The 26,333-nt window shown below is 71.9% G+C and carries 24 protein-coding genes and 2 pseudogenes; 9 read left to right on the top strand and 17 right to left on the bottom strand.

Annotated features, from left to right (window positions below; all coding sequences use genetic code 11):
* Positions 1 to 121: 121 nt before the first annotated feature.
* Positions 122 to 1,723 (top strand): NAD(P)/FAD-dependent oxidoreductase, encoded by a 1,602-nt coding sequence (locus AB0C15_RS27165; protein WP_357356525.1) that lies wholly within the window; start codon positions 122 to 124, stop codon positions 1,721 to 1,723.
* An 83-nt stretch (positions 1,724 to 1,806) separates the two neighbouring features.
* Here AB0C15_RS27165 and AB0C15_RS27160 read toward each other — a convergent pair whose 3' ends face one another.
* Together AB0C15_RS27160 and AB0C15_RS27155 are read right to left on the bottom strand one after the other, a co-directional pair.
* Positions 1,807 to 2,502 carry a TMEM175 family protein gene (locus AB0C15_RS27160; RefSeq protein WP_357356523.1) on the bottom strand — a complete coding sequence of 232 codons (696 nt, stop codon included), beginning with the start codon at positions 2,500 to 2,502 and terminating at the stop codon, positions 1,807 to 1,809.
* Between the two features lie 193 nt (positions 2,503 to 2,695).
* Complete coding sequence (locus tag AB0C15_RS27155) at positions 2,696 to 4,276, bottom strand: Rieske 2Fe-2S domain-containing protein (protein WP_357356521.1); 1,581 nt, start codon at positions 4,274 to 4,276, stop codon at positions 2,696 to 2,698.
* A gap of 197 nt (positions 4,277 to 4,473) precedes the next feature.
* Between AB0C15_RS27155 and AB0C15_RS27150 the strand changes: the two genes are divergently transcribed.
* Complete coding sequence (locus AB0C15_RS27150; protein WP_357356519.1) at positions 4,474 to 4,695, top strand: DUF2631 domain-containing protein; 222 nt, start codon at positions 4,474 to 4,476, stop codon at positions 4,693 to 4,695.
* 85 nt (positions 4,696 to 4,780) lie between these two features.
* Here the strand turns inward: AB0C15_RS27150 and AB0C15_RS27145 are convergent, their stop codons facing one another.
* The 8 genes and pseudogenes from AB0C15_RS27145 to AB0C15_RS27110 form a co-directional block, all read right to left on the bottom strand.
* Complete coding sequence (locus tag AB0C15_RS27145; RefSeq protein WP_357356517.1) at positions 4,781 to 6,004, bottom strand: DivIVA domain-containing protein; 1,224 nt, start codon at positions 6,002 to 6,004, stop codon at positions 4,781 to 4,783.
* 31 nt (positions 6,005 to 6,035) lie between these two features.
* Positions 6,036 to 7,193: a 23S rRNA (adenine(2503)-C(2))-methyltransferase RlmN gene (gene rlmN / locus AB0C15_RS27140; protein WP_357356515.1), complete on the bottom strand. Its 1,158-nt coding sequence runs from the start codon at positions 7,191 to 7,193 to the stop codon at positions 6,036 to 6,038.
* A 104-nt stretch (positions 7,194 to 7,297) separates the two neighbouring features.
* Entirely contained in the window at positions 7,298 to 8,686 is a 1,389-nt protein-coding gene (locus AB0C15_RS27135; RefSeq protein ID WP_357356513.1) for a phosphatidate cytidylyltransferase, read from the bottom strand.
* Between the two features lie 291 nt (positions 8,687 to 8,977).
* Positions 8,978 to 9,535 carry a ribosome recycling factor gene (frr, locus tag AB0C15_RS27130; RefSeq protein ID WP_357356511.1) on the bottom strand — a complete coding sequence of 186 codons (558 nt, stop codon included), beginning with the start codon at positions 9,533 to 9,535 and terminating at the stop codon, positions 8,978 to 8,980.
* Positions 9,536 to 9,619: 84 nt separating this feature from the next.
* A complete protein-coding gene (gene pyrH / locus AB0C15_RS27125) occupies positions 9,620 to 10,387 on the bottom strand; it encodes a UMP kinase (RefSeq protein WP_030335195.1) in 768 nt (255 codons plus the stop codon).
* Positions 10,388 to 10,548: 161 nt separating this feature from the next.
* Positions 10,549 to 11,376: a translation elongation factor Ts gene (gene tsf, locus AB0C15_RS27120; protein WP_357356509.1), complete on the bottom strand. Its 828-nt coding sequence runs from the start codon at positions 11,374 to 11,376 to the stop codon at positions 10,549 to 10,551.
* 133 nt (positions 11,377 to 11,509) lie between these two features.
* Positions 11,510 to 12,412, bottom strand: a complete 903-nt coding sequence (gene rpsB / locus AB0C15_RS27115; protein ID WP_357356507.1) for a 30S ribosomal protein S2 — start codon at positions 12,410 to 12,412, stop codon at positions 11,510 to 11,512.
* Positions 12,413 to 12,821: 409 nt separating this feature from the next.
* A pseudogene (locus tag AB0C15_RS27110) lies at positions 12,822 to 13,875 on the bottom strand (hypothetical protein).
* 221 nt (positions 13,876 to 14,096) lie between these two features.
* On the opposite strand from AB0C15_RS27110, the gene AB0C15_RS27105 reads away from it, so the two are divergent.
* From AB0C15_RS27105 to dprA, 3 genes are read left to right on the top strand one after another with little or no spacing between them, the layout of a single operon-like run.
* Complete coding sequence (locus AB0C15_RS27105; protein WP_357356505.1) at positions 14,097 to 14,456, top strand: YraN family protein; 360 nt, start codon at positions 14,097 to 14,099, stop codon at positions 14,454 to 14,456.
* A 30-nt stretch (positions 14,457 to 14,486) separates the two neighbouring features.
* Complete coding sequence (locus tag AB0C15_RS27100; RefSeq protein ID WP_357356503.1) at positions 14,487 to 16,007, top strand: YifB family Mg chelatase-like AAA ATPase; 1,521 nt, start codon at positions 14,487 to 14,489, stop codon at positions 16,005 to 16,007.
* Entirely contained in the window at positions 16,004 to 17,227 is a 1,224-nt protein-coding gene (gene dprA / locus AB0C15_RS27095) for a DNA-processing protein DprA (RefSeq protein WP_357356501.1), read from the top strand. Before AB0C15_RS27100 ends, dprA begins: the two co-directional genes overlap by 4 nt.
* Positions 17,228 to 17,279: 52 nt before the next feature.
* On the opposite strand, the gene AB0C15_RS27090 is transcribed toward dprA, so the two are convergent.
* Positions 17,280 to 17,564, bottom strand: coding sequence for a flavin reductase (locus AB0C15_RS27090; protein ID WP_357356499.1), 285 nt, complete (start codon positions 17,562 to 17,564; stop codon positions 17,280 to 17,282).
* Positions 17,565 to 17,746: 182 nt separating this feature from the next.
* Here AB0C15_RS27090 and AB0C15_RS27085 point away from each other — a divergent pair, with 182 nt between their 5' ends.
* The 3 genes from AB0C15_RS27085 (at position 17,747) to AB0C15_RS27075 (ending at position 20,922) form a co-directional block, all read left to right on the top strand.
* Positions 17,747 to 17,956: a hypothetical protein gene (locus AB0C15_RS27085; protein ID WP_357356497.1), complete on the top strand. Its 210-nt coding sequence runs from the start codon at positions 17,747 to 17,749 to the stop codon at positions 17,954 to 17,956.
* A gap of 775 nt (positions 17,957 to 18,731) precedes the next feature.
* Positions 18,732 to 19,727: a tyrosine recombinase XerC gene (locus AB0C15_RS27080; RefSeq protein WP_357356549.1), complete on the top strand. Its 996-nt coding sequence runs from the start codon at positions 18,732 to 18,734 to the stop codon at positions 19,725 to 19,727.
* A 13-nt stretch (positions 19,728 to 19,740) separates the two neighbouring features.
* Entirely contained in the window at positions 19,741 to 20,922 is a 1,182-nt protein-coding gene (locus tag AB0C15_RS27075) for an aminotransferase class V-fold PLP-dependent enzyme (protein WP_357356495.1), read from the top strand.
* A gap of 54 nt (positions 20,923 to 20,976) precedes the next feature.
* On the opposite strand, the pseudogene AB0C15_RS27070 reads toward AB0C15_RS27075, so the two are convergent.
* Positions 20,977 to 21,528 (bottom strand): annotated as a pseudogene (locus tag AB0C15_RS27070) (M23 family metallopeptidase); the annotation flags it as partial.
* A 218-nt stretch (positions 21,529 to 21,746) separates the two neighbouring features.
* On the opposite strand from AB0C15_RS27070, the gene AB0C15_RS27065 reads away from it, so the two are divergent.
* Positions 21,747 to 22,889 (top strand): sulfite oxidase, encoded by a 1,143-nt coding sequence (locus tag AB0C15_RS27065; protein ID WP_357356493.1) that lies wholly within the window; start codon positions 21,747 to 21,749, stop codon positions 22,887 to 22,889.
* 61 nt (positions 22,890 to 22,950) lie between these two features.
* Here the strand turns inward: AB0C15_RS27065 and AB0C15_RS27060 are convergent, their stop codons facing one another.
* The 5 genes from AB0C15_RS27060 to lepB (AB0C15_RS27040) are packed head-to-tail and all read right to left on the bottom strand — an operon-like array spanning position 22,951 to position 26,179.
* On the bottom strand, positions 22,951 to 23,274 hold the full coding sequence (locus tag AB0C15_RS27060; RefSeq protein WP_007075222.1) for a DUF2469 domain-containing protein: 324 nt from the start codon (positions 23,272 to 23,274) through the stop codon (positions 22,951 to 22,953).
* Positions 23,271 to 24,083, bottom strand: a complete 813-nt coding sequence (locus AB0C15_RS27055) for a ribonuclease HII (RefSeq protein WP_357356491.1) — start codon at positions 24,081 to 24,083, stop codon at positions 23,271 to 23,273. Before AB0C15_RS27055 ends, AB0C15_RS27060 begins: the two co-directional genes overlap by 4 nt.
* Entirely contained in the window at positions 24,077 to 24,610 is a 534-nt protein-coding gene (locus tag AB0C15_RS27050) for an NUDIX domain-containing protein (protein ID WP_357356547.1), read from the bottom strand. The genes AB0C15_RS27055 and AB0C15_RS27050 overlap by 7 nt, the downstream gene beginning before the upstream one ends.
* A gap of 53 nt (positions 24,611 to 24,663) precedes the next feature.
* The gene (gene lepB / locus AB0C15_RS27045) at positions 24,664 to 25,299 is read right to left on the bottom strand and encodes a signal peptidase I (RefSeq protein WP_357356489.1); all 636 of its coding nucleotides are present in this window, start codon (positions 25,297 to 25,299) and stop codon (positions 24,664 to 24,666) included.
* 10 nt (positions 25,300 to 25,309) lie between these two features.
* Complete coding sequence (gene lepB / locus AB0C15_RS27040) at positions 25,310 to 26,179, bottom strand: signal peptidase I (protein ID WP_357356487.1); 870 nt, start codon at positions 26,177 to 26,179, stop codon at positions 25,310 to 25,312.
* Positions 26,180 to 26,333 lie beyond the last annotated feature (154 nt).

Raw genomic sequence — 26,333 nt, 5'->3', positions numbered from 1 at the left:
CCGACAGGCCGATTTTTGACGCAAACCTCTTGATCACCGAGGACCAGGGTGGGGGTGGGGGTGGGGGTGGGGGTGGGTTGGGGGTGGGTTGGGGGTGGGGGGCGGGCTAGGGTGCGGTGGTATGAGCAGTGAAGTTCCGGTTCGCGCGGACGTGGTCATCGTCGGTGCCGGGCACAACGGTCTGGTCTCCGCGATCCTGCTGGCCCGCGCCGGGCTGGACGTGCTCGTCCTGGAGGCCGCCACCGTCATCGGCGGCGCCACCCGCACCGAGAATCCGTTCCCGAAGGTGCCCGGGCTGCGCCACTCCACCGGCTCGTACCTGCTCGGGTTGATGCCCCCGGAGCTGCTCGCCACGCTCGACGTCCGGATCCCGGTGCTGCGTCGGGACCCGCACTACTTCCTCCCCACTCCCGGTGGCCTCGGCTCGCCGTACCTGCTCTTCGGCAGTGACACCGCCGCCACCCGGGCACAGCTCGCCGAGTTCTTCTCCCCCGCCGACGTGGCCGCCGACGACGCCATGCAGGCCGAGCTGGCCGCGCTGCGGGAAGACCTCGCCCCGGCCTGGCTGGCCGAGCCGCTGACCGTCGAGGAGACCGCCGAACGGCACGTCCGCCCGGAGCTGCGTCAGGTCTTCGTCGACCTCGTGCGGGGCTCCGTCGCCGACTACCTGGCCCGCTTCGAGTTCCGCTCCGAACTGCTGGTCAGCATGTACGCGGTCACCGACGGCCTGTCCGGGCTCAACGCCGGCCCGGACGACCCCGGCACCGGCCACAACTTCCTCGTGCACAACATGTGCCGGCTGCCCGGATCCGGCGGCACCTGGATGATCGCCGAGGGCGGGATGGGCACCGTCTCCCGGACGTTCGCCGACGCCGCCCGCGCCGCCGGGGCGACGATCCGCACCGGTACGCCGGTGCGCGCGGTGACGGTGGACGGCGGCGCGGCCAACGGAGTGGTGCTGGCCGACGGTCGAGAGGTCAGCGCCCGGGTGGTGCTCGGCGCGTGTGACCCGTACACCCTGATGGACCTGCTGCCCGACGGCGCGCTCCCGGCGCGACTCGGCGAACGGATGGCGGCGGTCCGCCGGCCCGGCACCACGCTCAAGCTCAACCTGGCGCTCAGCGGGCTGCCCCGGTTCTCCTGCCTGCCGGACGGGTCGCCGAGCCCGTTCGGCTCGACAATCCACCTGCTGCCCGGGTCGGCGTCGCTCGTCGGCGGCGAGGCGACCTCGCCGATGACCGCGCTGCGGGCGATGTGGGCGGACGTGCAGGCCGGGTTGCTGCCGGCGGAGCCCACCATCGAGTGGTACCTGCACACCACCGTCGACCCGTCGCTCTCCGACGCCGCCGGGCACCACTCGTCGGCGCTGTTCGTCCAGTCCGTCCCCTACGAGTTGGCCGGCACCACCTGGGACGCGGCGCTGCCCGGCTACGTCGACAGGCTCATCGGGATCGTCGAGCGGTACGCCCCCGGAACCGTCGACCTGATCGCCGACGCGGTGCCGCTGCCACCGCCCGGCATCGAGGCGCACTTCGGCATCACCGGCGGCCACATCCACCACGTCGACAACACCGTCTCGTTCACCGACCGGATGCCCTACGCCACCGGCATCGACGGGGTGTACGCCGGCAGCGCCGGCTGCCACCCGGCCGGCAGCGTCATCGGCGCGGCCGGCCACAACGCCGCCCGCCGCATCCTCGGCGACCTGGGGCTTGTTTCATAAGGGCGGTCGAGCCGAGGCGGAGTCCGGGCGGCGATCCGGCGGCCGGGCCCGCCGCAGGCCGGCCAGTTCTTGTGAACCAAGCCCTACGTCGCTGACCGGCCCCGCCCTGGGTGGTCGGAGGGCCGCAGGTCGCCCGGCCCTCCGATCAGATAGAAGCCGACGAGCAGCAGGTACGCGCACAGGCTGAGGATGGGGTCGACGAAGACGATGGCGAACGCGACCAGGTAGAACAGGGGCTTCAGCGCTATCCGCCGTGCGATGGTCCGGGCCAGCCGGGGGTCCAGGTCGGGGTGCAGGAGTCCGCGCCGACGCGCCCACCACCAGCTCAGGTTGACGGAGATCGCCTCACCGAGCACGGTGCCGACGTAGAGGGCGGCGGTCAGCCGCTGCTCGGTCGGACTGCCGCGCAGATTGTCCGACAGCAGATCGGCGGTGAACGGGATCGTGGCGATGAACAGCAGCACGAGCAGGTTGAAGACCAGCAGCATCTGGTCGACCCGGGCCACGTATCGCCACAGGTTGTGGTGGGCGAGCCACACCTGCCCGGCGATCGCGAAGGTGATCACGTACGCCAGGTAGGAGGGCCAGGCGTGGGCCAGGGCGTCCGGAAGCTCTCGCCCGCTCTCCCTGGCCGGACCGGTCTGGAGCAGTTCGACGGCCATCACCGTCAGCACGACCCCGAAGACGCCGTCGCTGAACGTCTCCACCCGGCCAGCGTCCCGGACCTTCTCCCGGCCGCGCCCGTACCGGTATGCGCTCTCCCGCGCGCCCTCCGCCACTCCCGCCCCGCCCCTCGGTGCCGCCCGCACTTTCTCCCCCCGCACGGCCGGCCCCTGCACGCCCTCGCGGGCCCGCAGGGGCCTCCCCCGCCGATCTTGCACTTTCTGTCGCCGTTATGGGGTGATTGACCCGCTTTACTCCTACCGAAAACGCAAGATCGGCGGGGTGGGGTGGGGTGGGGGTGGGGTGGGGTCAGATCACTGCTTCGCCGGCGGGGGCGGGGGTTTCCGCGTCCACCCGGTGGGCTCGCACCTTGTGGCCGACGCTGGTCAGGCAGCGGCCGCTGGGCAGGTCGAAACGCCAGCCGTGGAGCTGGCAGGTGAGCTGGTCACCGTCGACGATGCCGAAGCGGGTCAGGTCCGCCTTCAGGTGCGGGCAGCGCCGCTGCACCACCCAGTCGCCCAACGTGATGTCCTCGGCGTCGGTGCTGCGCTCGTGCTCGTCGTACCAGCCCTCGGCGTACTGGAGCCGCTCCTCGGAGAGGCACTTGAAGAACGCGTAGACGAACTCGTTGTACTGGCCGATCCGGGCCGCCGAGAACCGGCAGGACAGGAAGAGCGAGTTGACCCAGTCCACCTCGTCGATGAAGAGCAGGTGCTCGACCAGCGACCGCTCCATCCGGAAGCGGTAGCGGACCTTCTCGTCCGCGTACGGCCGCACCTCCTTGCCGGGGAAGTCCACCACGATCGACTCGACGCTCTCGCCGTCGTAGCCGACCAGGTCGAAGCGGACCGGGCCGCCCACACCCTTGGCCAGGTAGATCGACTCGTCGAGCAACGGCTCGATCCGACGCTTCATCTCGCCGAGCACGTCCACCTCGGGGTGCCGCCAGGAAGCCTTCTCCGCCTCGATGACCGGGCGCTTACGCTCCCGCATCTCCTCCAGGTGGGCGACCTTGTTGGCGAAGAACTCCTCCACCGGCACCGGGTGGGTGGTGCTCGCACCCTCGGTGGTGACCTCGGCGACGCTGCCCGGCAGCAGCACGATCCCGTTGGTGCCGCCGACCTTCGCGTACTCCGACAGGAACACGGACTGGTCGGGGAAGATGTTGCCCTCGTCGCCGTGGATGTCGTTGAACTGCCACAACTCGTCGTCGAGGAAGCACGGCGGGCCGGCGATCGGGAAGACGTGCGACGCCTTCAGGTCGTCGATGTAGCGCCAGGTCCGGTCGAACTGCCGGTCCCGCTTCTGCTTGCCGAACGCGGTCTTCGCCGCCTGCGGCAGCTCGTAGACCATCGGGTACCAGATCGCGCCGGAGAACTGGAGCAGGTGCGCGTGCACGTGCCCCAGCTCGGCGAAGACGCTCAGGTCGGTGGGACGGGCGTCGTTCTGGTTGAGCAGCCGCACCCCGTCGTACTCGACCCAGAGCGAGGAGTCGCCGATCGGCCCGTCGGTCGGGCTGGTCAACGCCTGAATCATGATCTTCAGGCCGCCGGGCAGCTCCACCACCTGCTCGTTCGGCGCCTTCAGGAACTTGGTGAAGCCAAGCGCCCGGAACTCGTCCTCCATCTCCGAGGTGGGGAACTCGGGGAGCAGGACCGTGGCGTCCTTCGAGACGAACTCGCGCAGGTGCTTCGCGTCGAAGTGGTCCCGGTGCAGGTGGGAGACGTACAGGTAGTCGACCTGCCCCAGGGTCCCCCAGTCGAGCAGAGAATTGTCCGGGAAGGGGAACCACGACGCGAAGTAGGCCGGGTTGACCCACGGGTCGCACAGGATGCTGCCCGCAGCCGTGTCGATCCGCATGCTGGCGTGCCCGGTTCCGGTCACTCGCACCGCACAGTCCCCCTCAAACAGACAATCAGGTGTACGCCAAACGCTACCGGAGCGAGTCTGACCGCCACCCCGCGACGCCGGTAGTGCCGTCGAGCCGAGGTGGGCAGGGCCGATGGCCAGGAAACCCCCACCCCACCGCACCGCGTACGAGGCGTGCCAGACTAACCAAAGATCCGATCGCGAGGGAAGGACCGACAGTGGCAGGAAGCGAGCCGGTAACGTCGCCAGACCAGCACAAGCCCGGGCACCGCAAGGCCGGGCAGATCGGCGCCGTGCTGTCCGCACTGGTGCTGCTGGCGATGATCTGCGGCAACCACGAGGGCAGGGTCGAGGACATCTGGCTGATCGGCCTGGCCGCGCTGCTGCTGATCATCGTGATCGGCGATGTGGTGCTGCGGCGCAGCGGTCTGCGTTCCTGACCCGACCCACCGCCGGACGACCGGCCAACGTACGGACGAGGGCCCGCCCCCACCAGGGGGACGGGCCCTCGTCCGTACGCTCGGGTCAGCGCCCGAAGAGAATGTCCTGCACGTCCTTGAGCGCGGCGTCGACCTCGGCCTCGAAGTAGCCGCCCGGCACCAGGCCGAACCGCAACGTGTCCAGGTCCTTCGGGTCGACAGGCATCGGGTTACGGCGCTGCATGCCACCGAGCAGGGTGTCGAAGAAGCGGTCCACCTGGTCGGGGTCGTACCCGCTGCCGAACCGGCGCACCTGGAAGCTGCGGCGGATCTGGTCCACCCGGTACAGGTCACTGCCGGGCGGACCGGCCATCGGCGGGCCACCCATCGGCGGACCGGCCATCGGCGGGCCACCCATGGGTGGGCCACCCATCGGCGGACCGGCGACCGCGGGCGGGCCGGCCATCGGCGGGCCACCCATGCCCTGCTGCGGCAGCGGAGGCGGACCGCCCGGACCACGGCGCATGTCGCGCAGGTCCCGCTCCGGCATCCGGATCTCCGCCGTCATGTCGGTGCGGCCGTGCCGGCCGGCCTCGAAGCCGTCGAAGCGCGACTCCTCCGGCGGCGGCGGATAACCGCCGGGCGAACGCTGGTCGTCGGCGCCGTAACCGCCACGCTTGTCGTCCGGGCCGTACCCACCGGGTGCGCGCTGGTCGTCCGGGCCGTAACCACCGGGTGCGCGCTGGTCGTCCGGGCCGTACCCGGTGGGGCCTGCGGGCAGGCCACGCTGCGGCATGCCGTGGCCGCCCATCGGGCCGGGACCCATCGGACCACCGGGACCCATCGGGGGACCGGCCGGGCCACGGGGCGCGTCGTAACCACCGCCGCGCGGGGCGTCGTAACCACCGGCGAAGGCACCTGTCGGCTCGTCGTAGCGGCCGTAGGGCGGGCCGGCCTGCGCGGGCATCGGCCGGGGCGGCATCGGCTGCGGCACCATGCCCCGTTCGTCACGCATCGGCGGACCCATCCGGTCCGGTGGGCCCATCCGGTCACCCATCCGGGGGTCGCCACCGCGACCGGCGCTGTTGCGCTCCTCCAACTCGGCCAGCTGCCGCTCGACCCGGTCCAGGTGGAGGTCGACCTGCCACTCGTCGTAGCCGTTGAAGCGGACCCGGAAGACGACGTCATGAACCTCCTGGGAGGCCACCGGGGCGCCGACCTGTCGGCCGTCGAGCGTCGCCTCGACCCGGTCGAGGAAGGCATCCACCTCGTCGACCTTGTATCCCCGGCGGAGCGCCTTGCGCCGGAAACGCTGACCCTGACTCGCCACTATGTCTCCTGGTCTCGTTCGCCACGCCCGGTCACGCCGGTGCCTCTCCGGCGCGGTCGGTGTTGGTGTCGTTGTCCTCGGCGGCGGCGAGCTGGCCACACGCGCCGTCGATCTCGCGACCTCGGGTGTCCCGAACTGTGGTGGACACCCCGGCGTCGCGCAACCGCCGGACGAACTCCCGCTCGACCGGCTTCGGGCTCGCGTCCCAGCGGCTGCCCGGCGTCGGATTGAGCGGAATGAGGTTCACGTGGGCCAATTTGCCGGCCAGCAGCCGCCCGAGCAGGTCGGCTCGCCACGGCTGGTCGTTCACGTCCTTGATCATCGCGTACTCGATAGACACGCGACGGCCCGTCCGGGCGGCGTAGTCCCACGCTGCGTCCAGCACCTCGGCTACCTTCCAGCGCTGGTTTACCGGCACGAGTTCGTCGCGCAGATCATCATCGGGCGCGTGCAACGACAGCGCAAGGGTCACTGAGAGGTCTTCGCTGGCCAGTCGGTGGATGGCCGGAACCAGGCCGACCGTGGAAACGGTGATGTGCCGCTGGGACAGGCCGAGCCCCTCCGGGGCCGGGCTGACCAGCCGACGGATCGCCGCGATCACCCGGTTGTAGTTGGCCAGCGGCTCGCCCATGCCCATGAAGACGACGCGCGACAGCCGCGGCGGGGAACCCGCGACCACGCCGGACGCCGCCACCCCGGCCATGTACACCGCCTGGTCGACGATCTCCGCCGTCGACAGGTTGCGGGTCAACCCGGCCTGGCCGGTCGCGCAGAACGGACAGGCCATGCCACAACCCGCCTGGCTGGAGATGCAGACGGTCACCCGGTCCGGGTAGCCCATCAGCACGCTCTCCACGAGCGCGCCGTCGTGCAGCCGCCAGAGCGCCTTGCGGGTAGCACCGTCGTCGCAGGTCAACTCGCGCACCGGGTGGAGCAACGTCGGCAGCAACTGGTCAGCCAGTCGCTCCCGGGCCGCCGCGGGCAGATCGGTCATCGCCTGCGGGTCGCGCACCAACCGCCCGAAGTAGTGGTTGGAGATCTGCTTGGCGCGGAAGGCCGGCTCCCCCAACCCGGTGACCAACGCCTGGCGGCCGGCCAGGTCCAGGTCAGCGAGGTGCTGAGGGGGCATGGAGGCCCGGCGCGCGGCGGGGGCGACCGAGATGGCGGGGATCAGGGGCAGGCTCGTCATGGCTGGTCCAGTGTGTCACGCCGCCGGCGTCGGGTGCCGCTCCGGAGGTGTCGAACGGGCCGCGACCGCCGGAGCTGGACCGCCAGGTCGGCGTGATTCATACCTCAGCTCACCACCGGCACGAGGACCGCCAACAGCAGGTAGGCCGTCGGCACCGCGAACAGGATCGAGTCCAGTCGGTCCATCAGACCGCCGTGGCCGGGCAGCAGGTTGCTCATGTCCTTCACGCCGAGGTCCCGCTTGATCATCGACTCGGCCAGGTCGCCGAGGACCGCCGCGCAGGAGACAGCAACCCCGAACAGCGCACCCCACCAGGGGGCCACCTCGAACATCAGCCACAGCAGCAACGCACTGCCCAGGGCCGCCGCGGTGACCGAACCGGCGAAGCCCTCCCAGGACTTCTTCGGGCTGATCGACGGGGCCATCGGATGCTTGCCGAACGAGACGCCGGCCGCGTACCCGCCGGTGTCGGAGAGGACCACCCCGACCAGGGTGGCCAGGATGCGCAGCGGCCCATCGTCGGGGGCCGCCGCCAACAACGCCGCGAACCCGGCGAGGAACGGCACGTAGACGGCGATCAGGGTGGCCGCGGTGAGATCCCGCTGGAAGCCCGCCGGCCCGTCACCCAACCGCCAGATCATGGTGCCCAGCACCGTCACGAGCAGCCCCAGGCTGAGCGCGTCCGGGCCGGCGAACCAGGCCAGGCCCACGGTCAACACGCCACCGGCGATCAACGGCACCAGCGGCGGGTGCGCCCCACTGCGCCGCACCGCGCGGGCCATCTCCCAGATGCCGACGGCCACCGCGGCGGCGATCACCGGCAGGAACGCCAACGGGTAGACGACAAGCGGCACCACGATCAGCGCGCCGAGGCCGAGCCCCACCCCGATCGCCGCCGGAAGGTTGCGCCCGGCCCGCCCGGTGCCCACCTGCTGGGTGGCCGGTCGGTCGAGGCTGGCCCGACGTCGCCCCTTCGGCCGTCGACCGGCCGTCGGCTCCGGCTCGGGCTCCGGCTCGCCCATCGGCTCCGGCCCGATCTCGGCCCCGATGGGCGCCAACTGCGCGGTCGGGTAGTCGACGTCGTCGTGGCGTACCGGCCCGTCGAACGGCCCTGGACCGTCGTACCGGCCGGGCCCGTCGAGACGCGGGCGGCTGCCGTAGGGAGGCGGGGCACCGTCCGGACCAGCCGGCGAGCGGTCACCGAAGCGGTCACCGCGACCCCGGTCGTCGTACCTGTCGGGCTGATTGCGGTCGTCCACGTGCCGGTCACGGTCGTCGAAACGGTCATGCCGGTCGCGGTCGTCGTACGGGTCCACGGAGTGCGGGTCCGCGTACGGCCGGGCCTGCGGGTCGGCGTACAACTCGGGGCCGGCGGCCGGACGGCGGCTCCAACGGCCCGCCTCCAGCTCCTGATCCGGCCAGGGCAGCGCCACCGGGCGCTCCGGCCGGTCCCAGTTGCGAGGCTCACTGCCGTAGGGGTCGGGGTGGGACATCACGCACCGCGACGCGGCACGAGAACCACCACATGACGCAAGACCACAAGCATCCCCTACACGTGCGATGTTCCTCCGATTGACCGCCCCGACGGTCGGTCGATCCCCGGTGTTCACCACCAGGTGGCCGGGAATCCTGCCGAGCCTACTGCACACACCGCACCGGCACGGCGGACGAGGCACGCCGACGGACGGCACCCCCACCACCGGCCCGACCGGGGATACGGCACGAGGCCCGTCCCCCACGTCGGGAACGGGCCTCGGAGCAGCTCACCCGCCCGTGGCGGACGATCACACCTCGAGCAGCTCGGTTTCCTTGTGCTTCACCAGATCGTCGATGCTGCCCACGTACCGCTGGGTCAGGTCGTCGAGTTCCTTCTCGGCGCGGCGGCCGTCGTCCTCGCCGGCCTCGCCGTCCTTGACGATCCGGTCCAGCTCCTCCTTGCCACGGCGGCGGACGTTGCGGACCGCCACCTTGGCCTCCTCGCCCTTGTGCCGCGCCACCTTGATCATGTCGCGGCGGCGTTCCTCGGTCATCTGCGGGAGCAGGATGCGCAGCTGGGTGCCCTCGTTGTTCGGGTTCACCCCGAGGTCCGAGTCGCGGATCGCCTTCTCCATGGCGTTGATCTGCGAGTTGTCGTACGGCTTGATGATGGCCATCCGCGGCTCGGGAATCGCGATGGACGCCATCTGCGTCAGCGGCGTCGGCGTGCCGTAGTAGTCAATGATGACCTTGGAGAACATGGCGGGGTTGGCGCGCCCGGTACGGATGGCGCCGAACTCCTCCTTGGCGTGCTCGACCGCACGCTCCATCTTCTCCTCGGCCTCGAGGAGGGTGTCGTCGATCACCGGTCTCCTCGCCTCCTTCTGTGCTCGTCGTGGGCTCTGCTGAAAGTCGTCAGACCGCGCTGCTGCCGTCGCCGTCGGCGGGGCTCAGGCGGTGATCAGGGTGCCGATCTTGTCGCCACCCACCGCGCGGATGATGGTGTCGTCACCCTGCGCGCCAAAGACCAGCATCGGCAGGCCGTTCTCCATGCAGAGGCTGAACGCCGCCGCGTCGGCCACCCGCAGGTTGCGGCGCAGCACCTCGGAGAAGGTGATCGAGTCGAGCTTGCTGGCGGTGGGGTCGATCCGCGGGTCGGCGGTGTAGACGCCGTCCACGCCGTTCTTGCTCATCAACACCACGTCGGCCCGGATCTCCAGCGCCCGCTGGGCGGCCACCGTGTCGGTGGAGAAGTACGGCATTCCCGCACCGGCGCCGAAGATGACCACGCGGCCCTTCTCCAGGTGCCGGATCGCGCGCAGCGGGATGTACGGTTCGGCGACCTGGGCCATCGTGATGGCGCTCTGCACCCGGGTCTCGATGCCCTCCTTCTCCAGGAAGTCCTGGAGCGCGAGGCAGTTCATCACGGTGCCGAGCATGCCCATGTAGTCGGCGCGGGCCCGGTCCATCCCACGCTTCTGCAACTCCGCGCCACGGAAGAAGTTGCCGCCGCCGACCACCACGGAGACCTGCACGCCGCGGCGGACCACGGTGGCGATCTGCCGGGCGATGGCCTGGACGACGTCCGGGTCGACGCCGATCGCGCCGCCACCGAAGACCTCACCGGAGAGCTTCAGCACCACCCGGCGGGCACGCCCCGGCGGCGGTGCCGTCGGATCGTCCAGCTCCAGCGTCCGGTCACTCACAACCTGCGTCATCCGCCCCGCCCTTCCCCACGCGCACGCCCCGTGCGGCGCGTACCGCGAACCTGCCGCTGCTGACCCTATGTGACGAGGAGGCCGCGGTGCCTGTCACGTACACCGGCGGCCTCCTCGTTGACGTCTTCTGCCCACGGACGCGCCTGGCGCCCGATGGCGGCTCAGGCCTGGCCGACCTCGAACCGCACGAAGCGGGTGACCTCGATGCCGGCCTCGGCCAGCAGCTGCTTCACCGACTTCTTGTTGTCGGCCACCGACGACTGCTCGATCAGGACGAAGTCCTTGAAGAAGGAGTTCACCCGGCCCTCGACGATCTTCGGCAGGGCCGCCTCGGGCTTGTTCTCCTCGCGGGCGGTCTGCTCGGCGATACGCCGCTCGGACTCGACGACCTCGGCCGGAACCTCGTCCCGGGTGAGGTACTTCGGCCGCATCGCGGCGATCTGCATGGCCACACCACGGGCGTCGGCGTCGCCGGCCTCGTCGCTCTTGCCGGTGTACGACACCAGCACGCCGACGGCCGGAGGCAGGTCCTGGGCCTTGCGGTGCAGGTAGATGGCGATGGTGCCCTCGACCCGGGCGAACCGGTTGAGCACCAGCTTCTCGCCGATCTTGGCGGACTGCTCCTGGATCAGGTCCGCGACGACCTTGCCGTCGAGCTCGGTGGCGAGCAGCTCCTCTGCGGAGTTGACGCCGGAGCGGTCACCGTGCTCGACCAGCTGCTGGGCCAGCGCGATGAACGAGTCGGTCTTGGCGACGAAGTCGGTCTCGCAGTTCAGCTCCAGCAGCGACTTGCCGGAGTGGGCGACCAGACCGTTCGCGGCGGTGCGGCCGGCCCGCTTGCCGACGTCCTTGGCGCCCTTGACGCGCAGGATCTCGACGGCCTTGTCGAAGTCGCCCTCGGCCTCGGTCAGCGCCTTCTTGCTGTCCATCATGCCGGCGCCGGTGAGGTCGCGGAGCTTCTTGACGTCCGCGGCGGTGATTTGGGACATGGCTCTCTCTTCGGTGTTGAGACGGCGTGTGGATGGTCAGAGGTGCCGGTTACCCGGATCCGGGCGGATCGTGCCCGGCGTACCGCCGCTGCCCACCGCTCGCGAAAACGGACGGCGGGCAGCGGCGGTGCGATCACTCCGCGGTGGCGGCCGCCGGCTGCTCGGTGGTGGCCTGCGCCGGCTGCTCCGGGGTGGTGGCGGGCTGCTCGGCGGCGGCGGCCGGCTGCTCGGCCGGGGCGGCCGACTCGTCGGCCTTCTTCGGCTCGAGCAGCTCGCGCTCCCACTCGGTCAGCGGCTCGTCGGTCGCGACACCCTCGGGCTTCTCGTCGTTGCCCCGGCGACGGCCGGAACGCGCGATCAGACCGTCCGCGACGGCGGCGGCGACGACCTTGGTCAGCAGCTCGGCCGAGCGGATCGCGTCGTCGTTACCCGGGATCGGGAAGTCGACCTCGTCCGGGTCGCAGTTGGTGTCCAGCACCGCGATCACCGGGATGCCCAGCTTGCGGGCCTCGTCGACGGCGATGTGCTCCTTCTTGGTGTCGACGATCCAGACCGCGGCGGGAAGCTTCTGCATGTCCCGCAGACCACCGAGGGTGCGGGTCAGCTTGATCTTCTCGCGGGAGAGCTGCAGGGTCTCCTTCTTGGTGTAACCGGCGGCGGTGCCGCTGAGGTCACCCAGGCCCTCCAGCTCCTTCATCCGCTGGAGCCGCTTGTACACGGTCTGGAAGTTGGTCAGCATGCCACCGAGCCAGCGGTGGTTGACGTACGGCTGGCCGACCCGGGTCGCCTGCTCGGCGATAGCCTCCTGGGCCTGCTTCTTGGTGCCGACGAACAGGATGCTGCCACCCTCGGCGACGGTCCCACGCACGAACTCGTACGCCTTCTCGATGTACTCGAGGGTCTGGCGCAGGTCGATGATGTAGATGCCGTTGCGCTCGGTCATGATGAAGCGCTTCATCTTCGGGTTCCAGCGCCGGGTCTGGTGCCCGAAGTGGACACCGCTCTCCAGCAGCTGACGCATGGTCACGACGGCCATGGTTGGGGTACTCCTCAAGGTCCCTGGTTGTCACGCCCGGCCGGTGGCCGGGCGTCCTGGTGCCTGGTCGCCGACCCATGGTGGACCCGACCAAGATCGGGACCAGGGAGGCCGTCGCTCCACGACGATTCGTGAAGAGGGCACGCGAGGTCGACCGCACGAGGCGGTCGCCAGTTGGCCAGTGTACGCCCCTCACCCGTTCACCCGCCCCGGGGTGCGCGCGGGATGCCGCTGCGCCGCTTCCACAGTTGTTGCGGGAAAGATCGCGCTCGTTCATGGAAACAGTGGCCTCCGCGTCCCCGGAGACCACTATTTCCTGGTTACTGCCCGATCGTCGGCCCGCGCCAGCCCAGGTCGGGGGCGGTACGGTCGGCGTGGCCGACTGGTGGTGCGCCCTGGTCAGGCCGGGTCAGCCGGCGGCGAGCGCGGCGGCCACGAAGAGCACCAGGCCGACGGTCAGGTAGGCCGTCGGCGGGCGCAGCCAGCCCCGACCGTTGTCGGCGAGCGACAGACCCCCGGTCCGGAGCCCGTACAGCCCGATCGCGAAGATCGGCAGCCCGGCGACCAGGGCGATGCCCACCACCACGTTCCCGGCGTCCACCGGGTCGCCGGTCACGCCCGCGAGCAGCACTCGCAGGGCGGGAACCTCGAAGATCAGAACCAGCAGAGCGAAGAGTACGGCCAGCACCGGTCGACGGGTCCGATAGACGCCGTCCGCGGCCGGCGGGTACACCGCCGGTTCGCCGGTGGGCAGGTCGGGGCGAGGCCCGATCCCCGGCATCGGGCCGGTCGGCATCTCCAGCGGGTGCGGCGTGTCGCCGCCGCGGGTCGGCTCGACGATGGGGTACCCACCGAGCGGAGCGGGACGAGCCTGGTCAGCGAGCACACCGGCCGGCGCGAGGGGTGCCGGTGCGGCGTCGCGGGCAGTCTCCGGCGTGGCGTCGGTCAGCGGGGACCCCGCCACGGTCGCCTCGCGGGCGGCCCGGCGACCGGGCAGCTCACCGGAGGTCTCGGAGGGGTCCCGGTCCGCCCGCCGCGAGCGGGTGGCCCGGTAACCGTCCACCTCCGGCCTGGCGGCACCCAACGGGTCCACCGCGCCGAAACGCCCCGAATCAGCCTCACCGACGCCGAACCGAGGGTTCTGGTCATCCACGGCCCCGAAGCGACCCGAGTCCGGCTCCGGCGCACCACCGAACCGGCTCGCGTCGACGGCACCGAAGCGGCCCGAGTCCGACTCACGGCGGCGGCCGACGCCGGTGTCCGTGACGGAGCGGTCGTCCTCCGCGCCACGCTGCTCGGGGATCTCGGTGTCCCGGTACCGCGGTTCGCCCGCGCCGCGCCACTCCGACTCGCCGTAACCGCGACCCCGCTCGTCGGGGTACCAGCGCGACTCCTGATCTTCCGGAAAACTCCGTCGTCCGTCCACGTCAGGCACCGTATGCGACCGGCCACGCCCGCGCCATTTCAGCCCCGTCGACCGGGCCGCGACGCCGGCACGAAGCGCTCCCGGATGGTGTCACGGGACAGACACCACGTTGAGCCCGGCGAGCCGCGCTCCAGACGGGCGCAGCGCCGCTAGCACAGCGCGGGCATGATCGTTGCGTTGTCCACAGCACCCCCGTTGTCCACAGCTGGGCTGTCGCCGGGTCGCGGCGATCACGTTGCGGCGGGCACCGTGCCGTCCATGACGAAGCGGAACCAGGCGGTTGGCGCGTACGGCGAGCGGTGCGCGGCCCGGCACCTGACCGAGGCGGGGCTGCGCCCGATCGCCACGAACTGGCGCTGCCCGGCCGGAGAGATCGACATCATCGCGTGGGACGGGCCTGTGCTCGCCTTCTGCGAGGTGAAGACCCGCCGGGGTACGGAGTTCGGCACCCCGGCCGAGGCTGTCGTGCCGGCGAAGGCCCGCCGGCTGCGCGGGCTCGCCGCCCGGTGGCTGACCGAGACCGGTACGAGCGCCGAGGAGGTGCGCTTCGACGTGCTGTCGGTGCTGCTGCCCGACAGCGGCCCGGCGCAGGTCGACCATCTCAAGGGCGCGTTCTGACATGCGCACCCGAAGGATCGGTGACGCGCGGTGAGCTACGCGAAGGTGCTCTGCGTGGGGCTGGTCGGGGTGACCGGCCACCTCGTCGAGGTGGAGGCCGACCTGGCCGCCGGGCTGCCGGCGGTGGTGATCTCCGGCCTGCCGGACACCGCCCTGCACGAGGCCCGCGACCGGGTCCGGGCCGCGGTCGTCAACTCCGGCCAGCGTTGGCCAAATCGGCGGATCACCCTCAACCTGCTGCCGGCCACACTGCCGAAGTTCGGGTCGGCCTTCGACCTGGCCATCGCCGCGGCGCTGCTCGGTGGCTCGGGCGAGCTGCCGCTGCTCCCCCTGGAGGGGGTGGTGGTCCTCGGCGAGTTGGGGCTCGACGGGACGGTCCGGCCGGTGCGCGGGGTGCTCCCGATGGTCGCCGCCGCAGCTCAGGCCGGTGTCGCGCGGGTGATCGTCCCGGTCGGCAACGCCGCCGAGGCCGCCGTCATCCCCGGCATACGGGTACGAGCGGTGGACACCCTGCACCGGCTGGTCGCCTTCGTCCGGGACGGAACCCCGCTGATCGAACCTCCGACGGACGTCCCGACGCCGGTGTTCGGCGGCCCGGATCTCGCCGAGGTCGCCGGGCAGCGGATGGGTCGGCGTGCCCTGGAGGTCGCTGCGGCCGGCGGGCACCACGTCGCACTGCTGGGCCCACCGGGTGCCGGCAAGACGATGCTCGCCGAACGGCTGCCGTCGATCCTGCCCGAGTTGGACGACGACGCGGCGCTGGAGGTCACCGCGCTGCACTCGGTCGCCGGGCTGTTGCCGCCGGGCGGTCGGTTGCTGCGCCGTCCGCCGTTCCAGGCGCCGCACCACACCGCGAGCGTGCCGTCGTTGGTCGGTGGCGGCACCGGGCTGGCCCGACCCGGCGCGGTCTCGCTGGCTCACCGGGGGGTGCTGTTCCTGGACGAGGCCCCCGAATTCAGCAAGGGTGCGCTCGAGGCGCTGCGCCAGCCACTGGAACACGGCCACATCCAGCTGAGTCGCAGCGGGGGCGGCACCGTCTACCCGGCCCGTACCCAGTTGGTGTTGGCGGCCAATCCGTGTCCGTGCGCGAAGCCGGCGGGTGACGCGCACTGCGAGTGCAGCCCGCTGGTTCGCCGACGCTACCTGGGGAGGCTCTCCGGGCCGCTACTCGACCGGATCGACGTTCAGGTGCGGCTGATGCCGGTACGGGCGGCCGAGCTGATGGCGACCGACGGCGACGTCGAGACCTCGGCGACGGTCGCCGCCCGGGTGGCGGCGGCCCGGCAGGCGGCGGCCACCCGCTGGGCCGACCTCGGCCGGCGGCTCAACGCCGAGGTGGAGGGTCCACACCTGCGCCGGCCGCCGTGGCGACTGCCGGCCCGGGTCACCGTCGAGCTGCGTGGCCGACTCGACTCGGGCTCGCTGTCGGCGCGCGGCTTCGACCGGGTGATCCGGATGGCCTGGACCATCGCCGATCTGGACGGTCGCGACCGGCCGGACTGCGACGACGTTCGGGAGGCGCTTCAACTACGGACGGGGGAGACGGCGTGAGCACCGAGGACGACAGCAGGCTGGCCCGGGTCGCGCTGACCTGGCTGGCGGAGCCGGGCACCCGCGCGGTGCATCACCTGGTCGAACAGCACGGCCCGGTGGCGACCCTGGACCTGCTGCTCGACGGCGGCAGCCCGGACAGCCGACTACACAACACTGTCGCCGCACGGTCGGCGGCCGGTGACGCGCGGACGGTGGCGGTTGAGGCCCTGGAGCGGGCGGCCCGACTCGGCGCCCGACTTGTCACGCCCGACGACGAGGAGTGGCCGACCCAGGTTGCCAGCCTGGCCGCGTTGCGCCTGCCGGATGTCAGCCGCCGGGTGGACGGTGAGACCGCCCCGCCGCTCTGCTTCTGGGTACGCGGGGGCTGGCCCCTCGGTGAGGCTCTGGACCGTTCGGTGGCCGTGGTGGGGGCGCGGGCGGCCACCGGCTACGGGCAGCACGTCGCGACAGAGCTGGGGTACGGGCTCGCGGAACGGGACTGGACCGTCGTGTCCGGTGGTGCGTTCGGCATCGACGCCGCCGCGCACCGGGGCGCCCTCACCGCTGGTGGTCTGACCGTCGCGGTGCTCGCCTGCGGGCTCGACCGCCCGTACCCGATGGGCAACGCCGCGCTCTTCGACCGGATCGCCGAGACGGGGTTGCTGGTCAGCGAGTGGCCGCCGGGCGCCGAGCCGTTGCGACCCCGGTTCCTGATCCGCAACCGGGTGATCGCCGCGGGCACCCGGGGCACCGTGGTGGTGGAGGCGTCGGCGCGCAGTGGCGCGACGCAGACCGCGCGGCGTGCCATCTACGCCAATCGGATGGCCATGGTGGTGCCGGGGCCGGTGACCTCGGCGATGTCCGTCGGTGCCCACGAGTTCCTGCGCGAGCACGCCAAGGCCCGGCTGGTCACCGGGGTGGCGCACGTGCTTGAGGAGGTGGGCCGGATCGGCGCGGACCTGGCTCCGCTGACGCGTGGACCGCAGCGGGCCTCCGACGCCCTGGACGACGACGCGCGGTCCCTGTTGGAGGCGCTGCCCCGCCGAGGCGCGATGGGCGTGGACCGGCTGTGCTCCCGGGCGGGTGTCGACGTACGGACGGCGTTGCGCAAGCTGTCGCTGCTGGAGGAGCTGTCCATGGTGGTCCGTCGCGATGACGGCTACGCCCTCGCCCCGCCCGCCACAACTCAGCGGGGAAAGCGCCCCCCGGCGGCGACGGAGGTGCCCCGGCTGGTCTAGTAGGCGACGACAGACCCCGACCGGAAGGGCCCGAGGGCTCAATGGGGCTGTTCTACCGCGGCCAGTGGCCTGAGTTGCGGAATCTGTTCACCGCCAGGTGTCGGACCCAGCCGAGAAACCGCCCGTACATCGCGGCCGGCTCCGGAGGGCGGGGGTAGAGCCCGCACAGGTCACGGGTCGCCTCACCGAGGCAATCTGCCATGTCGACGGCGAGTAGGCGGGGTTCGTCGGCGTACTCGGCGGCCAGCTCGATCCGGGCTTGGCCACACGGCCAGGGCTGGGCGTCGGCGGCGCAGAACCAGAACGGTCGAACGGGGGCGTGGCGTTGGCTGCTCATCGGGCCTCCCGAGTCGGGGTGAGAGCGGCACCCCCGCCTGCCGCGTAACCCGCTACCAGGCGGGGGGCCTGCCCCGATCCCATCCCGACCCTTGCCCCCTGTCAATATTGACGCGCACACGTATGCGTGACAATGCACGCGCGCTCACGTTGGCCCGATCGTGTCGGTCTACCTTCCTTGGCATGGGCCAGGGACCGGGAGAACTCGTCGCAGCGGGCGAAATCCTCGCCATGCTCGGAGTGGGCCGGTCGCGGTTTCGCCAGATCCGGGAGCACCCCGCCTTCCCCGAGCCCTACCAGGTGCTGAGTGTCGGGGCGATCTGGCTCAAGGTTGACGTTGAGCGATACATCCGGGAGCACCGCCGCCCCCGCCCGGCAGACGAGGACGAGTAGCCCCGCCTGCCCGCCCGGAGGCCCCTCCGTGACACGCGAGAGCCACGCCCGGCGTGTACACCGGAGCGGGGTCGTCGGGGCTCCCGTGAATCAATCGGGAAGTTCGGCCTCGGCCATCACGTCGCCGGCCGTCCCGGCGACCTCCCAAACCGCCATGTAAATCGGGCCTGCCGGTCGCTCAGTTCATCGGCGTTAGCCGCCTCCGACAGCCAGCCCGCACAGCGAACCTCCAACAGGTTCATCGCGACCTTCGGCACCCAGCGCCAAGAGGCGACCGGCTCCAGCGGGTCCGGGTGCCCGTTGGTAAGTCGCCATCGGGCGACTGCTTGAGCCTCTTCGGCGGCCGAGCCAAGCGGCTGCTGGGCTTCCTTCCTGTTACCGGTCGACCAGGTTCATTCCGCTGCTCCCTCAATCTCGGTGAACTTTCCCGGCAGCGACGGTCTTCGACCGGCCGGTCGACGCCGCTCGGGGCGCCGCTCAACCCTCGGCACCGGTACCCTGCCCGGTCATGGGTGCAATCAAGCCGTGGCACATCAGCGTGCTCTGCTGTCTCGTCGTGACCGCCGTGCTCGCTGTCGGCCTGGTCGTGTTCCTGGTCAAGAAGAACAACCGCGGATAGTCCGGTCGACCAACCGGCACCGTCGTGCCCGGTGGCGCACCTCGACCGGCCGTAGGCTGGTGCCGTGCCAGCTGTGTGTGAGGGTGCCGGAGCCGTTGCAGCGGCCGACACGCGGGCGCGGCCACGGTGAGCCGGCAGGATCGGGGCACCCGGGCCATGCACCAGGCGTTGCCGCCGGAGTTACGCGACGCGGTCGACGACTTCGCCGAGCACCTGTCGCGGGTCCGCAACCGCTCGGCGCACACCGTCCGCGCGTACGTCACCGATCTGGTCTCGCTGCTCGACCACGCGGTCCGGATGGGCTGCGTCGACCTCGCCGAACTGGACCTGTCGGTGCTGCGCAGTTGGCTGGCACGCCAGCGCACCATGGGTGCGGCCCGCACGTCCTTGGCCCGCCGGGCCGCGTCGGCGAGGGCGTTCAGCGCCTGGGCGCACCGGGCCGGGATGCTCCCCGCCGACGTCGGTGCCGCGCTGGCCAGCCCCCGCGCCCACCGGGAGCTGCCCACCGTGCTGCGCGCAGACCAGGCCGCAGCCCTGGTCGAGGCACCGACCCGGCTGGAACCGCCCACCAACCCGGCAGAGCGCACGAACGCGGAATTCACGGATCCGGCCGCCGGGCCGGCCTCAAGCACGACCGGCGAGACCGAAGCGGTGCCGCTGCGGGACCGGGTGGTGCTGGAACTGCTCTACGCCACCGGCGTACGGGTCAGCGAGGCGTGCGGGTTGGACGTCGGCGACGTCGACCACGGACGGCGGGTGATCCGGGTGTTCGGCAAGGGCGGGCGGGAGCGCTCGGTGCCGTACGGGGTGCCCGCCCAGCGGGCGTTGGACGACTGGCTGCGCCGGGGCAGACCGGCGATGGCGGGACCTCACTCCGGTGACGCGCTGCTGCTGGGTGCCCGGGGCGGTCGGCTCAACCCGACGACAGCGCGTCAGATCGTCGGTGCGTACGCCGAGGCCGCCGGTCTGCCCCGGACCAGTCCGCACGATCTACGCCACTCCGCCGCCACCCACCTCCTGGAGGGCGGCGCCGACCTACGTGCCGTGCAGGAGCTGCTCGGCCACTCGTCGTTGGCGAGCACGCAGATCTACACCCACGTCTCGGTCGAGCGGTTGCGGGCCGCGTACCGGCAGGCTCACCCCCGCGCCTGACTACGATCATCACGTGAGCGACCCGCAGCCCCCCGAGCCGATCCCGGGCGCCCGCCTGCTCTTCTCCCTCGACCCGGCGGTCAGCCACCTCAACCACGGCTCGTTCGGGGCGGTGCCGATAAGCGTGCAGCGCGCCCAGCAACGGCTGCGCGACGAGATGGAGGGCAACCCGCTGCGCTTCTTCACCCAGGGCCTGGTGGACCGGATCGCGCACACCCGCCGGCACCTCGCCGGGTTCCTCGGTGCCGACCCGGACGGGAGCGCCCTGGTGGGCAACACCACCACCGGCGTCGCCGTGGTGCTCCAGTCGATGGGGCTGCGCGCCGGTGACGAGGTGCTGAGCACCGATCACGGGTACGGCGCGGTGAGCCTGGCCATTCAGCGCGAGTGCCGACGCACCGGCGCGGTCGGTCGGGTCCTGCCGATCCCGCTGGCCGCCACCGACGAGCAGATCGTGCAGATCGTCCGCGCCGGCCTGCGCCCGGGGCGGACCCGACTGCTCGTCGTCGACCAGCTCACCTCGGCCACCGCGAAGCTCTTCCCGACCGCCGCCATCGTCGGGGTGGCCCACGAACACGACGTGCCGGTCCTGGTGGACGCCGCGCACGCCCCGGGCATGCTGCCCACCCCGGTGGCCGGCATCGGCGCGGACTTCTGGGTGGGCAACCTGCACAAGTGGGCGTACGCCCCGCGCGGGACCGCCCTGCTGACGGTGGCCCCGCAGTGGCGGGACCGGATCGAGCCGCTCGTGGTCTCGTGGGAGCAGGAGTCGGGTTTCCCGGCCCGGCTCGAGTGGCAGGCGACGCTCGACTACACGTCCTGGCTGGCCGCCCCGGCCGGCCTGTTCGCGATGCGCAGCCTCGGTGTCGACCGGGTGCGCGCGCACAACGCCGCGCTCGCCGCGTATGGCCAGCGGGTGGTGGGGGACGCTCTGGGGGTGGCCCCCGCCGACCTGCCCGACCCGGGCGGGCCGGGGGTGGCTCTGCGCCTCATCCCGCTGCCGGCCGGCACGGGCACCACGATCGACGCCGCGCGGGCGTTGCAGGCGCGCATCGGTGAACGGCTCGCCGCCGAGGTGGCGGTGATGAGCTGGGACGGTCGGGGGTGGCTGCGGCTCACCGGGCAGGTCTACAACGCCGCCGGCGAGTACGAACGGCTCGGCGCGCGGCTGCCGGCGCTGCTCGCCCAGCGCTGACCGGACGGCCGGGAGCGGAAACCGGGACCGGGTCACCGGGCGCAGGCGCACCGGGTCGACCGGGAGCAGACGCACCGGGCCGAGGCCGAGCAGGGCGAGCGGGTCGAGGTACTCCTCGCCCCGGCGCAGGCCCCAGTGCAGGCACGCGTCCGCCGGGCAACCTGGATGGCCGGGCAGCAGCTCGCCGAGCGGAGCGCCGGTGGCGACCGTCTGACCGGGGCGGACGGCGGGTCGCACGGGCTCGTGGGTGGTGCGCAGCCCGTCCGCGTGGCCCACGGTGACCACCGGCCGGCCGGCCACCGGGCCGGCGAAGAGGACAGTGCCCGGCCCGGCGCTGCGGACCACAGTGCCGGCCGGGGCGGCCAGGTCGACGCCACGATGGCCAGGGAGCCACGGTTGGGGTGGCGGGTCGAAGCGGCGCACCGGGCGGGGTGGCCCGTCGACCGGCCAGCGGAACCGCGCGGCGGGAGCGGGCGCGGGAGCGGATCCCTGGAACGCTGTGGGCACGGTCGGCGTCGGTAGTTGGCCGCGCACCGCCGCGACGAGCACCGCCAGGCCGCAGAGCTGGACGGTGAGCGCAAGCGGGAGCGCGGCGCAGAGCAGCACGGTACGGCGGATCGAACGGACCGATGGTTGTCGCATGACGGCAGCGTCCGACCACGGCCGGGCGGTACGCCAGCCCGGCCGCCGGACCTGTGGACAACCGACGGCGCTGTGGACGACCACCCGATGCTCTCGGTGATCTGCTATGCGCGACGCCGCCCCCCAGGGCCTAGGCTGGGCCGCGTACGGCGGGTGCCGCCGTCTGCACCGGGGAGGCCCGCATGACCACTCTCGATGACCTGACGTCGTCCTCCACCGGGCCGGCGGTAGCCGATGTGAGCGGCCCGTCCCGGCTCGCGGAGCCGGACGAGGCGATTAGCGCCGAGGAGTTGCAGCTCGCGGCCCGCAACCACGGCATCCCGTTGGAGGCGCTGCGCTACGACGTCACCCCGGCCGGGCTGCACTACCTGCTGATCCACTACGACATCCCGGCGGTCGACCCGGCGACGCACACGCTGACCGTCGGTGGGGCTGTCGACCTGCCGCTGTCGGTCAGCCTCGCCGACCTGCGCGAGCGGCCCCGGGTGACCCGGCAGGTGACCCTGGAGTGCGCCGGCAACGGTCGGGCCCTGCTGCACCCCCGGCCGGTCAGTCAGCCCTGGCTGGTCGAGGCGGTCGGCAACGCCGAGTGGACCGGCACCCCGCTCGCTCCGCTGCTGCGCGAGGCGGGCATCGACCCGGACGCGGTGGACGTGGTCTTCACCGGCGCCGACCACGGCGTGGAGCGCGGGATCGAGCAGGACTACCAGCGGGCGCTTCCGGTCGCCGACGCGCTGCGCGAGGAGGTGCTGCTGGCGTACGAGATGAACGGTGCTCCCCTGCTGCCGCAGCACGGCGCGCCGCTGCGGCTGATCGTGCCGGGCTGGTACGGCATGGCGCACGTCAAGTGGCTGCACTCCATCGAGCTGCGGACCGAGCCGTTCGAGGGGTACCAGAACGCGGTGGCCTACCGGGTGCGCCGTGACGCCGACGACCCGGGCGTGCCGGTCACCCGGATCGAGCCGCGGGCGCTGGTCCGCCCACCCGGTTTCCCCGACTTCATGTCCCGCCGTCGGGTGCTGCGCCCCGGGCCGTGCACCCTGGACGGTCGGGCCTGGTCGGGGCACGCGCCGGTAGTGGGCGTGGAGGTGACCACCGACGGTGGGCAGAGCTGGGCACCTGCCGAGTTGGACCCGGCGGACGCGGGGGATTTCGCCTGGCGTCGGTGGCGGCACGAGTGGGTCGCCACGCCCGGCCGGTACGTGCTCGGCGCGCGGGCGACCGATGCGTCCGGGCGGACCCAGCCGGTCGAGCAACCGTGGAACCGTGGTGGCTTCGCCAACAACATGACGCAGCGGGTCGAGGTCGTGGTGCCGGCCGAGTGATCGGCGGCGGGTCACGCCACGGGTGGGGGGCCCGTGGCGCTTGCCGGGGGCTCGGGTGCGGTCAGCCGCCGAAGCCGGAGTCGGCGGGCAGCGAGATGTCGGGCTTCTCCAGCTCCTCGACGTTGACGTCCTTGAAGGTCATCACCCGGACGTTCTTCACGAAGCGGGCAGGACGATACATGTCCCACACCCAGGCGTCGTGCATCTCGACCTCGAAGTAGACCTCACCGTCGGAGTTGCGCACGTGCAGGTCGACCTGGTTGGCCAGGTAGAACCGGCGCTCCGTCTCCACCACGTAGGAGAATTGGCGGACAATGTCGCGGTACTCCCGGTAGAGCTGCAGCTCCATCTCGGTCTCGTACTTCTCGAGATCTTCCGCGCTCATCGCACTCCGCCTTCCATGGCCACATCTTCCCCCACCGGCGTCTGAGGCCGAGGCTGCTCGCCCAACGCCACGCCGACGGTACCCCCTGACGCCCGTGCGCGCTCCATCGGCTCAACCGGGCCGTGGCCGCCGGGCCGTCGGGCGCGCGGCGGCCGGCCGTCGCGGCCGGAGACCGCGGCGACGTTGACGTACGAGAAGCGGTGCTCCCGGCACGGCCCGTGCTCCCGCAGCGCCGCCGAATGCTCCGGGGTGATGTAGCCCTTGTGCTCGGCGAAGCCGTACGCCGGGAACACCCCGTCCAGTTCCACCATCAGCCGGTCCCGGGTGACCTTGGCGAGCACGCTCGCCGCCGCGACGCACGCGGCCACCCGATCGCCCTTCCACACCGCCAACCCGGGCACCCCCAGGCCGTCCACGCCGAAACCGTCGGTCAGCACGTACTCCGGGCGGGTGGTGAGCGAGGCGAGCGCGCGGCGCATCGCGGCCAGGTTGCACACGTGCAGACCCCGGGCGTCGACCTCCTCGGCCGGGATGACCACCACGGCGTACGCGAGGGCGCGCTCCACGACCTCCGCGTACACCCGTTCCCGGCTGGCCGGGGTGAGCAGCTTCGAGTCGGCCAGCCCCTCGATCTCGCCGCGCCGCCCCTCGGGCAGCACCGCGGCGGCGGCGACGAGCGGACCTGCACACGCCCCCCGGCCCGCCTCGTCGGCGCCGGCGACGTGCCGGAAGCCACGTCGCTGCAACGCCCGCTCCAGGGCGTACAGGCCGGCCTCACGGCGCACCACGGTGCGCGGCGGGGTCAGCACGACGCCTCGTCCGGGCCGGCGGTGCCCGACCGCGTCAGCCGGGTCAGCAGGTCGGGCAGCTCGGGCGGGTAGAAGCGGTCACCGCTTGCCGCCAACTCGTCGGGGACCCACCAGCGGTGGTCGGCGATGCTGCGTCGCTCGATGTCGTTGAAGCCGTTGGTGTCCACCCGCCAGGAGGCCACCCGGAGGAGGAAGAAGTCCTGTTCCTGGCGGTACCAGGTGCCGTCGAAGGAGAACTCGGTCGTGTCGGCCCAGACCGGCTCACCCAGCTCGGCCGGGTCGACCCGCAGGCCCGTCTCCTCGGCCAGCTCACGGGCCGCGCCGGCCGCCGGGGACTCCAGCGGGTCGAGCCCGCCGCCGGGAGTGAACCAGTATCGGTGCCCGGGCCGGGCCGGGTCGAAGCCCTCGAACAGCAGGACCCGGCCGGCCGCGTCGACGAGCAGCACCCGGGCCGCGCGTCGAGGGGTGCAGGCACGGTCGTCGCTGTTCGCGACTGCGGGGCTCGCACCCTCACTCCTCGCGCTCACGGTCACCGCACCAGCCTGCCAGACCGAGGACGGATCGCCCACGCCCCGTCGGCCTACGGCTTGGGAATGCCGTCGAACCCGTCGGGCACTGTCAACCAGGTGGCCCGGTTGACCGGCCAGAAGACGGTGAACGCCCGCCCCACCACATCCTTCTCGGGGATCGTCGCCTCGGTGATGTTCTGCCCGGACTGCTGCCAGTGCTCCAGCGAGTCGCCGGAGGCCGAACGGTGGTCACCCATCACCCACAGCCGCCCCTCCGGCACGGTGATGTCGAACTCCTGGTCGGCGGGCTTGTCGCGGATGCCGTCCATGGAGAAGATGTACGGCTCGTCGAGCGACTTGCCGTTGATCATCAGCCGTTCTTCCGGGTCGCAGCAGACCACGTGGTCGCCGGGGGTGCCGATGACCCGCTTGATGAAGTCCTCACCGTCCGGGTTGCCACTCCACGCGGTCGGCGCCTTGAACACGATCACCTCGCCGCGGTGCGGCGACCGGAAGTCGTAGACCAGCTTGTTGACCAACACCCGGTCATCGATCTTGAGAGTGTTCTCCATGGACGGGGAGGGGATGAAGAAGGTCTGCAGCACGAAGGCGCGGACCAGCACCGCGACCAGGATCGCCACACCCAGCAGGATCGGCAGCTCCTTCCAGAAGGAGCTGCGCGGCTTGTCGGTCTGCTCGTCAATCACGCCAAGGAGCCTACGTTGCCCGGCTGGACGTCACCGTCCGGAACGCGCGGGAACCACGGAGCGCGGCAGCCAACGGAAGCATCAGCAGCACACCGCCCTGCGGGGTCGGCCGTGCCGGAGGCGTGCTCGAGGACGCCGTGGCCGGCCCGGAGACGTCCTCGAACGTCGACGGCACCGACAGCGAACTCCACCGTGACGAGGGCCAGACCACCATGAAGGCCCGGCCGACCACGTTGTCGATCGGCACCGGCCCCTGGCACCGCGCGTCCTGGGAGACCTCACGGTGGTCGCCCATCACGAAGATCTGGCCGGGCGGCACGACGACCTCGTCGAAGCGTCGGGAGCGACACTCCGCCGGGTTGGGCGGCAGATCCAGTGGTGAGTCCCGCAGGACGTACGGCTCGTTGAGCGGGGTGCCGTTGACCGTCACCCGACCCTGGCTGTCGCAGCACTTGACCCGGTCACCGGGGAGGCCGATCACCCGCTTGATGAAGTCCTTCTCACCGGGACGACTCACCCCGACCAGATCGCCGACCGTGCGGGCGAGCCGACCGCCGACGCCGGGCTTCGGCTGCTCGTCGACCTGCGGCGCCCAGCGGTCGGTGCCCCGGAACACCACCACCTCGCCGCGCAGCGGGTCACGAACGTCGTAGACGACCTTGTTGACGAGCACCCGGTCACCGACGAGGAGGGTGTCCTCCATCGAGCCGGACGGGATGAAGAACGCCTGGAGCAGGAAGGTGCGGATCAGCACCGCGAGGCAGAACGCGACCACAAGCAGCAGCGGCAACTCCTGCCAGAGGGGCATCTGCCGCCGGGTGCGGCGAGCCCGCCGGCGCCACGGATCGACGGTGCCGTCCTCGTCAAGCGTCTGCACCACGCCACTCCCCGGTCCGCAGAAACACCACCGCCCGGGAGCCTCGTCGAGGCTCCACGGGCGGTAGTGGACAACTGCCCGCCACGTGGGCGGGACCGCCGCCTCGCTGCGCCCGTACCGACCAGGGTAGTGCGATCTGGTCGGTACGGCATACGCG

Source organism: Micromonospora sp. NPDC048835 (assembly GCF_040649995.1).
Classification (GTDB): Bacteria; Actinomycetota; Actinomycetes; order Mycobacteriales; family Micromonosporaceae; genus Micromonospora.
The sequence above is the reverse complement of the archived record's forward strand: the minus strand, read 5'-3'. Positions and strand labels throughout refer to the sequence as shown.

What these genes read in the sequence shown, in the direction of transcription:
- AB0C15_RS27085 (WP_357356497.1), top strand. Translation starts at nt 17,747, where the DNA reads ATGGGCCAGGGACCGGGAGAACTCGTCGCAGCGGGCGAAATCCTCGCC.
- pyrH (WP_030335195.1), bottom strand. Translation starts at nt 10,387, where the DNA reads ATGACGCAGGTTGTGAGTGACCGGACGCTGGAGCTGGACGATCCGACG.
- AB0C15_RS27105 (WP_357356505.1), top strand. Translation starts at nt 14,097, where the DNA reads ATGACGAAGCGGAACCAGGCGGTTGGCGCGTACGGCGAGCGGTGCGCG.
- rpsB (WP_357356507.1), bottom strand. Translation starts at nt 12,412, where the DNA reads ATGGCCGTCGTGACCATGCGTCAGCTGCTGGAGAGCGGTGTCCACTTC.
- AB0C15_RS27135 (WP_357356513.1), bottom strand. Translation starts at nt 8,686, where the DNA reads ATGTCCCACCCCGACCCCTACGGCAGTGAGCCTCGCAACTGGGACCGG.
- rlmN (WP_357356515.1), bottom strand. Translation starts at nt 7,193, where the DNA reads ATGACGAGCCTGCCCCTGATCCCCGCCATCTCGGTCGCCCCCGCCGCG.
- AB0C15_RS27090 (WP_357356499.1), bottom strand. Translation starts at nt 17,564, where the DNA reads ATGAGCAGCCAACGCCACGCCCCCGTTCGACCGTTCTGGTTCTGCGCC.
- AB0C15_RS27080 (WP_357356549.1), top strand. Translation starts at nt 18,732, where the DNA reads ATGCACCAGGCGTTGCCGCCGGAGTTACGCGACGCGGTCGACGACTTC.
- tsf (WP_357356509.1), bottom strand. Translation starts at nt 11,376, where the DNA reads ATGTCCCAAATCACCGCCGCGGACGTCAAGAAGCTCCGCGACCTCACC.
- AB0C15_RS27060 (WP_007075222.1), bottom strand. Translation starts at nt 23,274, where the DNA reads ATGAGCGCGGAAGATCTCGAGAAGTACGAGACCGAGATGGAGCTGCAG.
- AB0C15_RS27065 (WP_357356493.1), top strand. Translation starts at nt 21,747, where the DNA reads ATGACCACTCTCGATGACCTGACGTCGTCCTCCACCGGGCCGGCGGTA.
- AB0C15_RS27165 (WP_357356525.1), top strand. Translation starts at nt 122, where the DNA reads ATGAGCAGTGAAGTTCCGGTTCGCGCGGACGTGGTCATCGTCGGTGCC.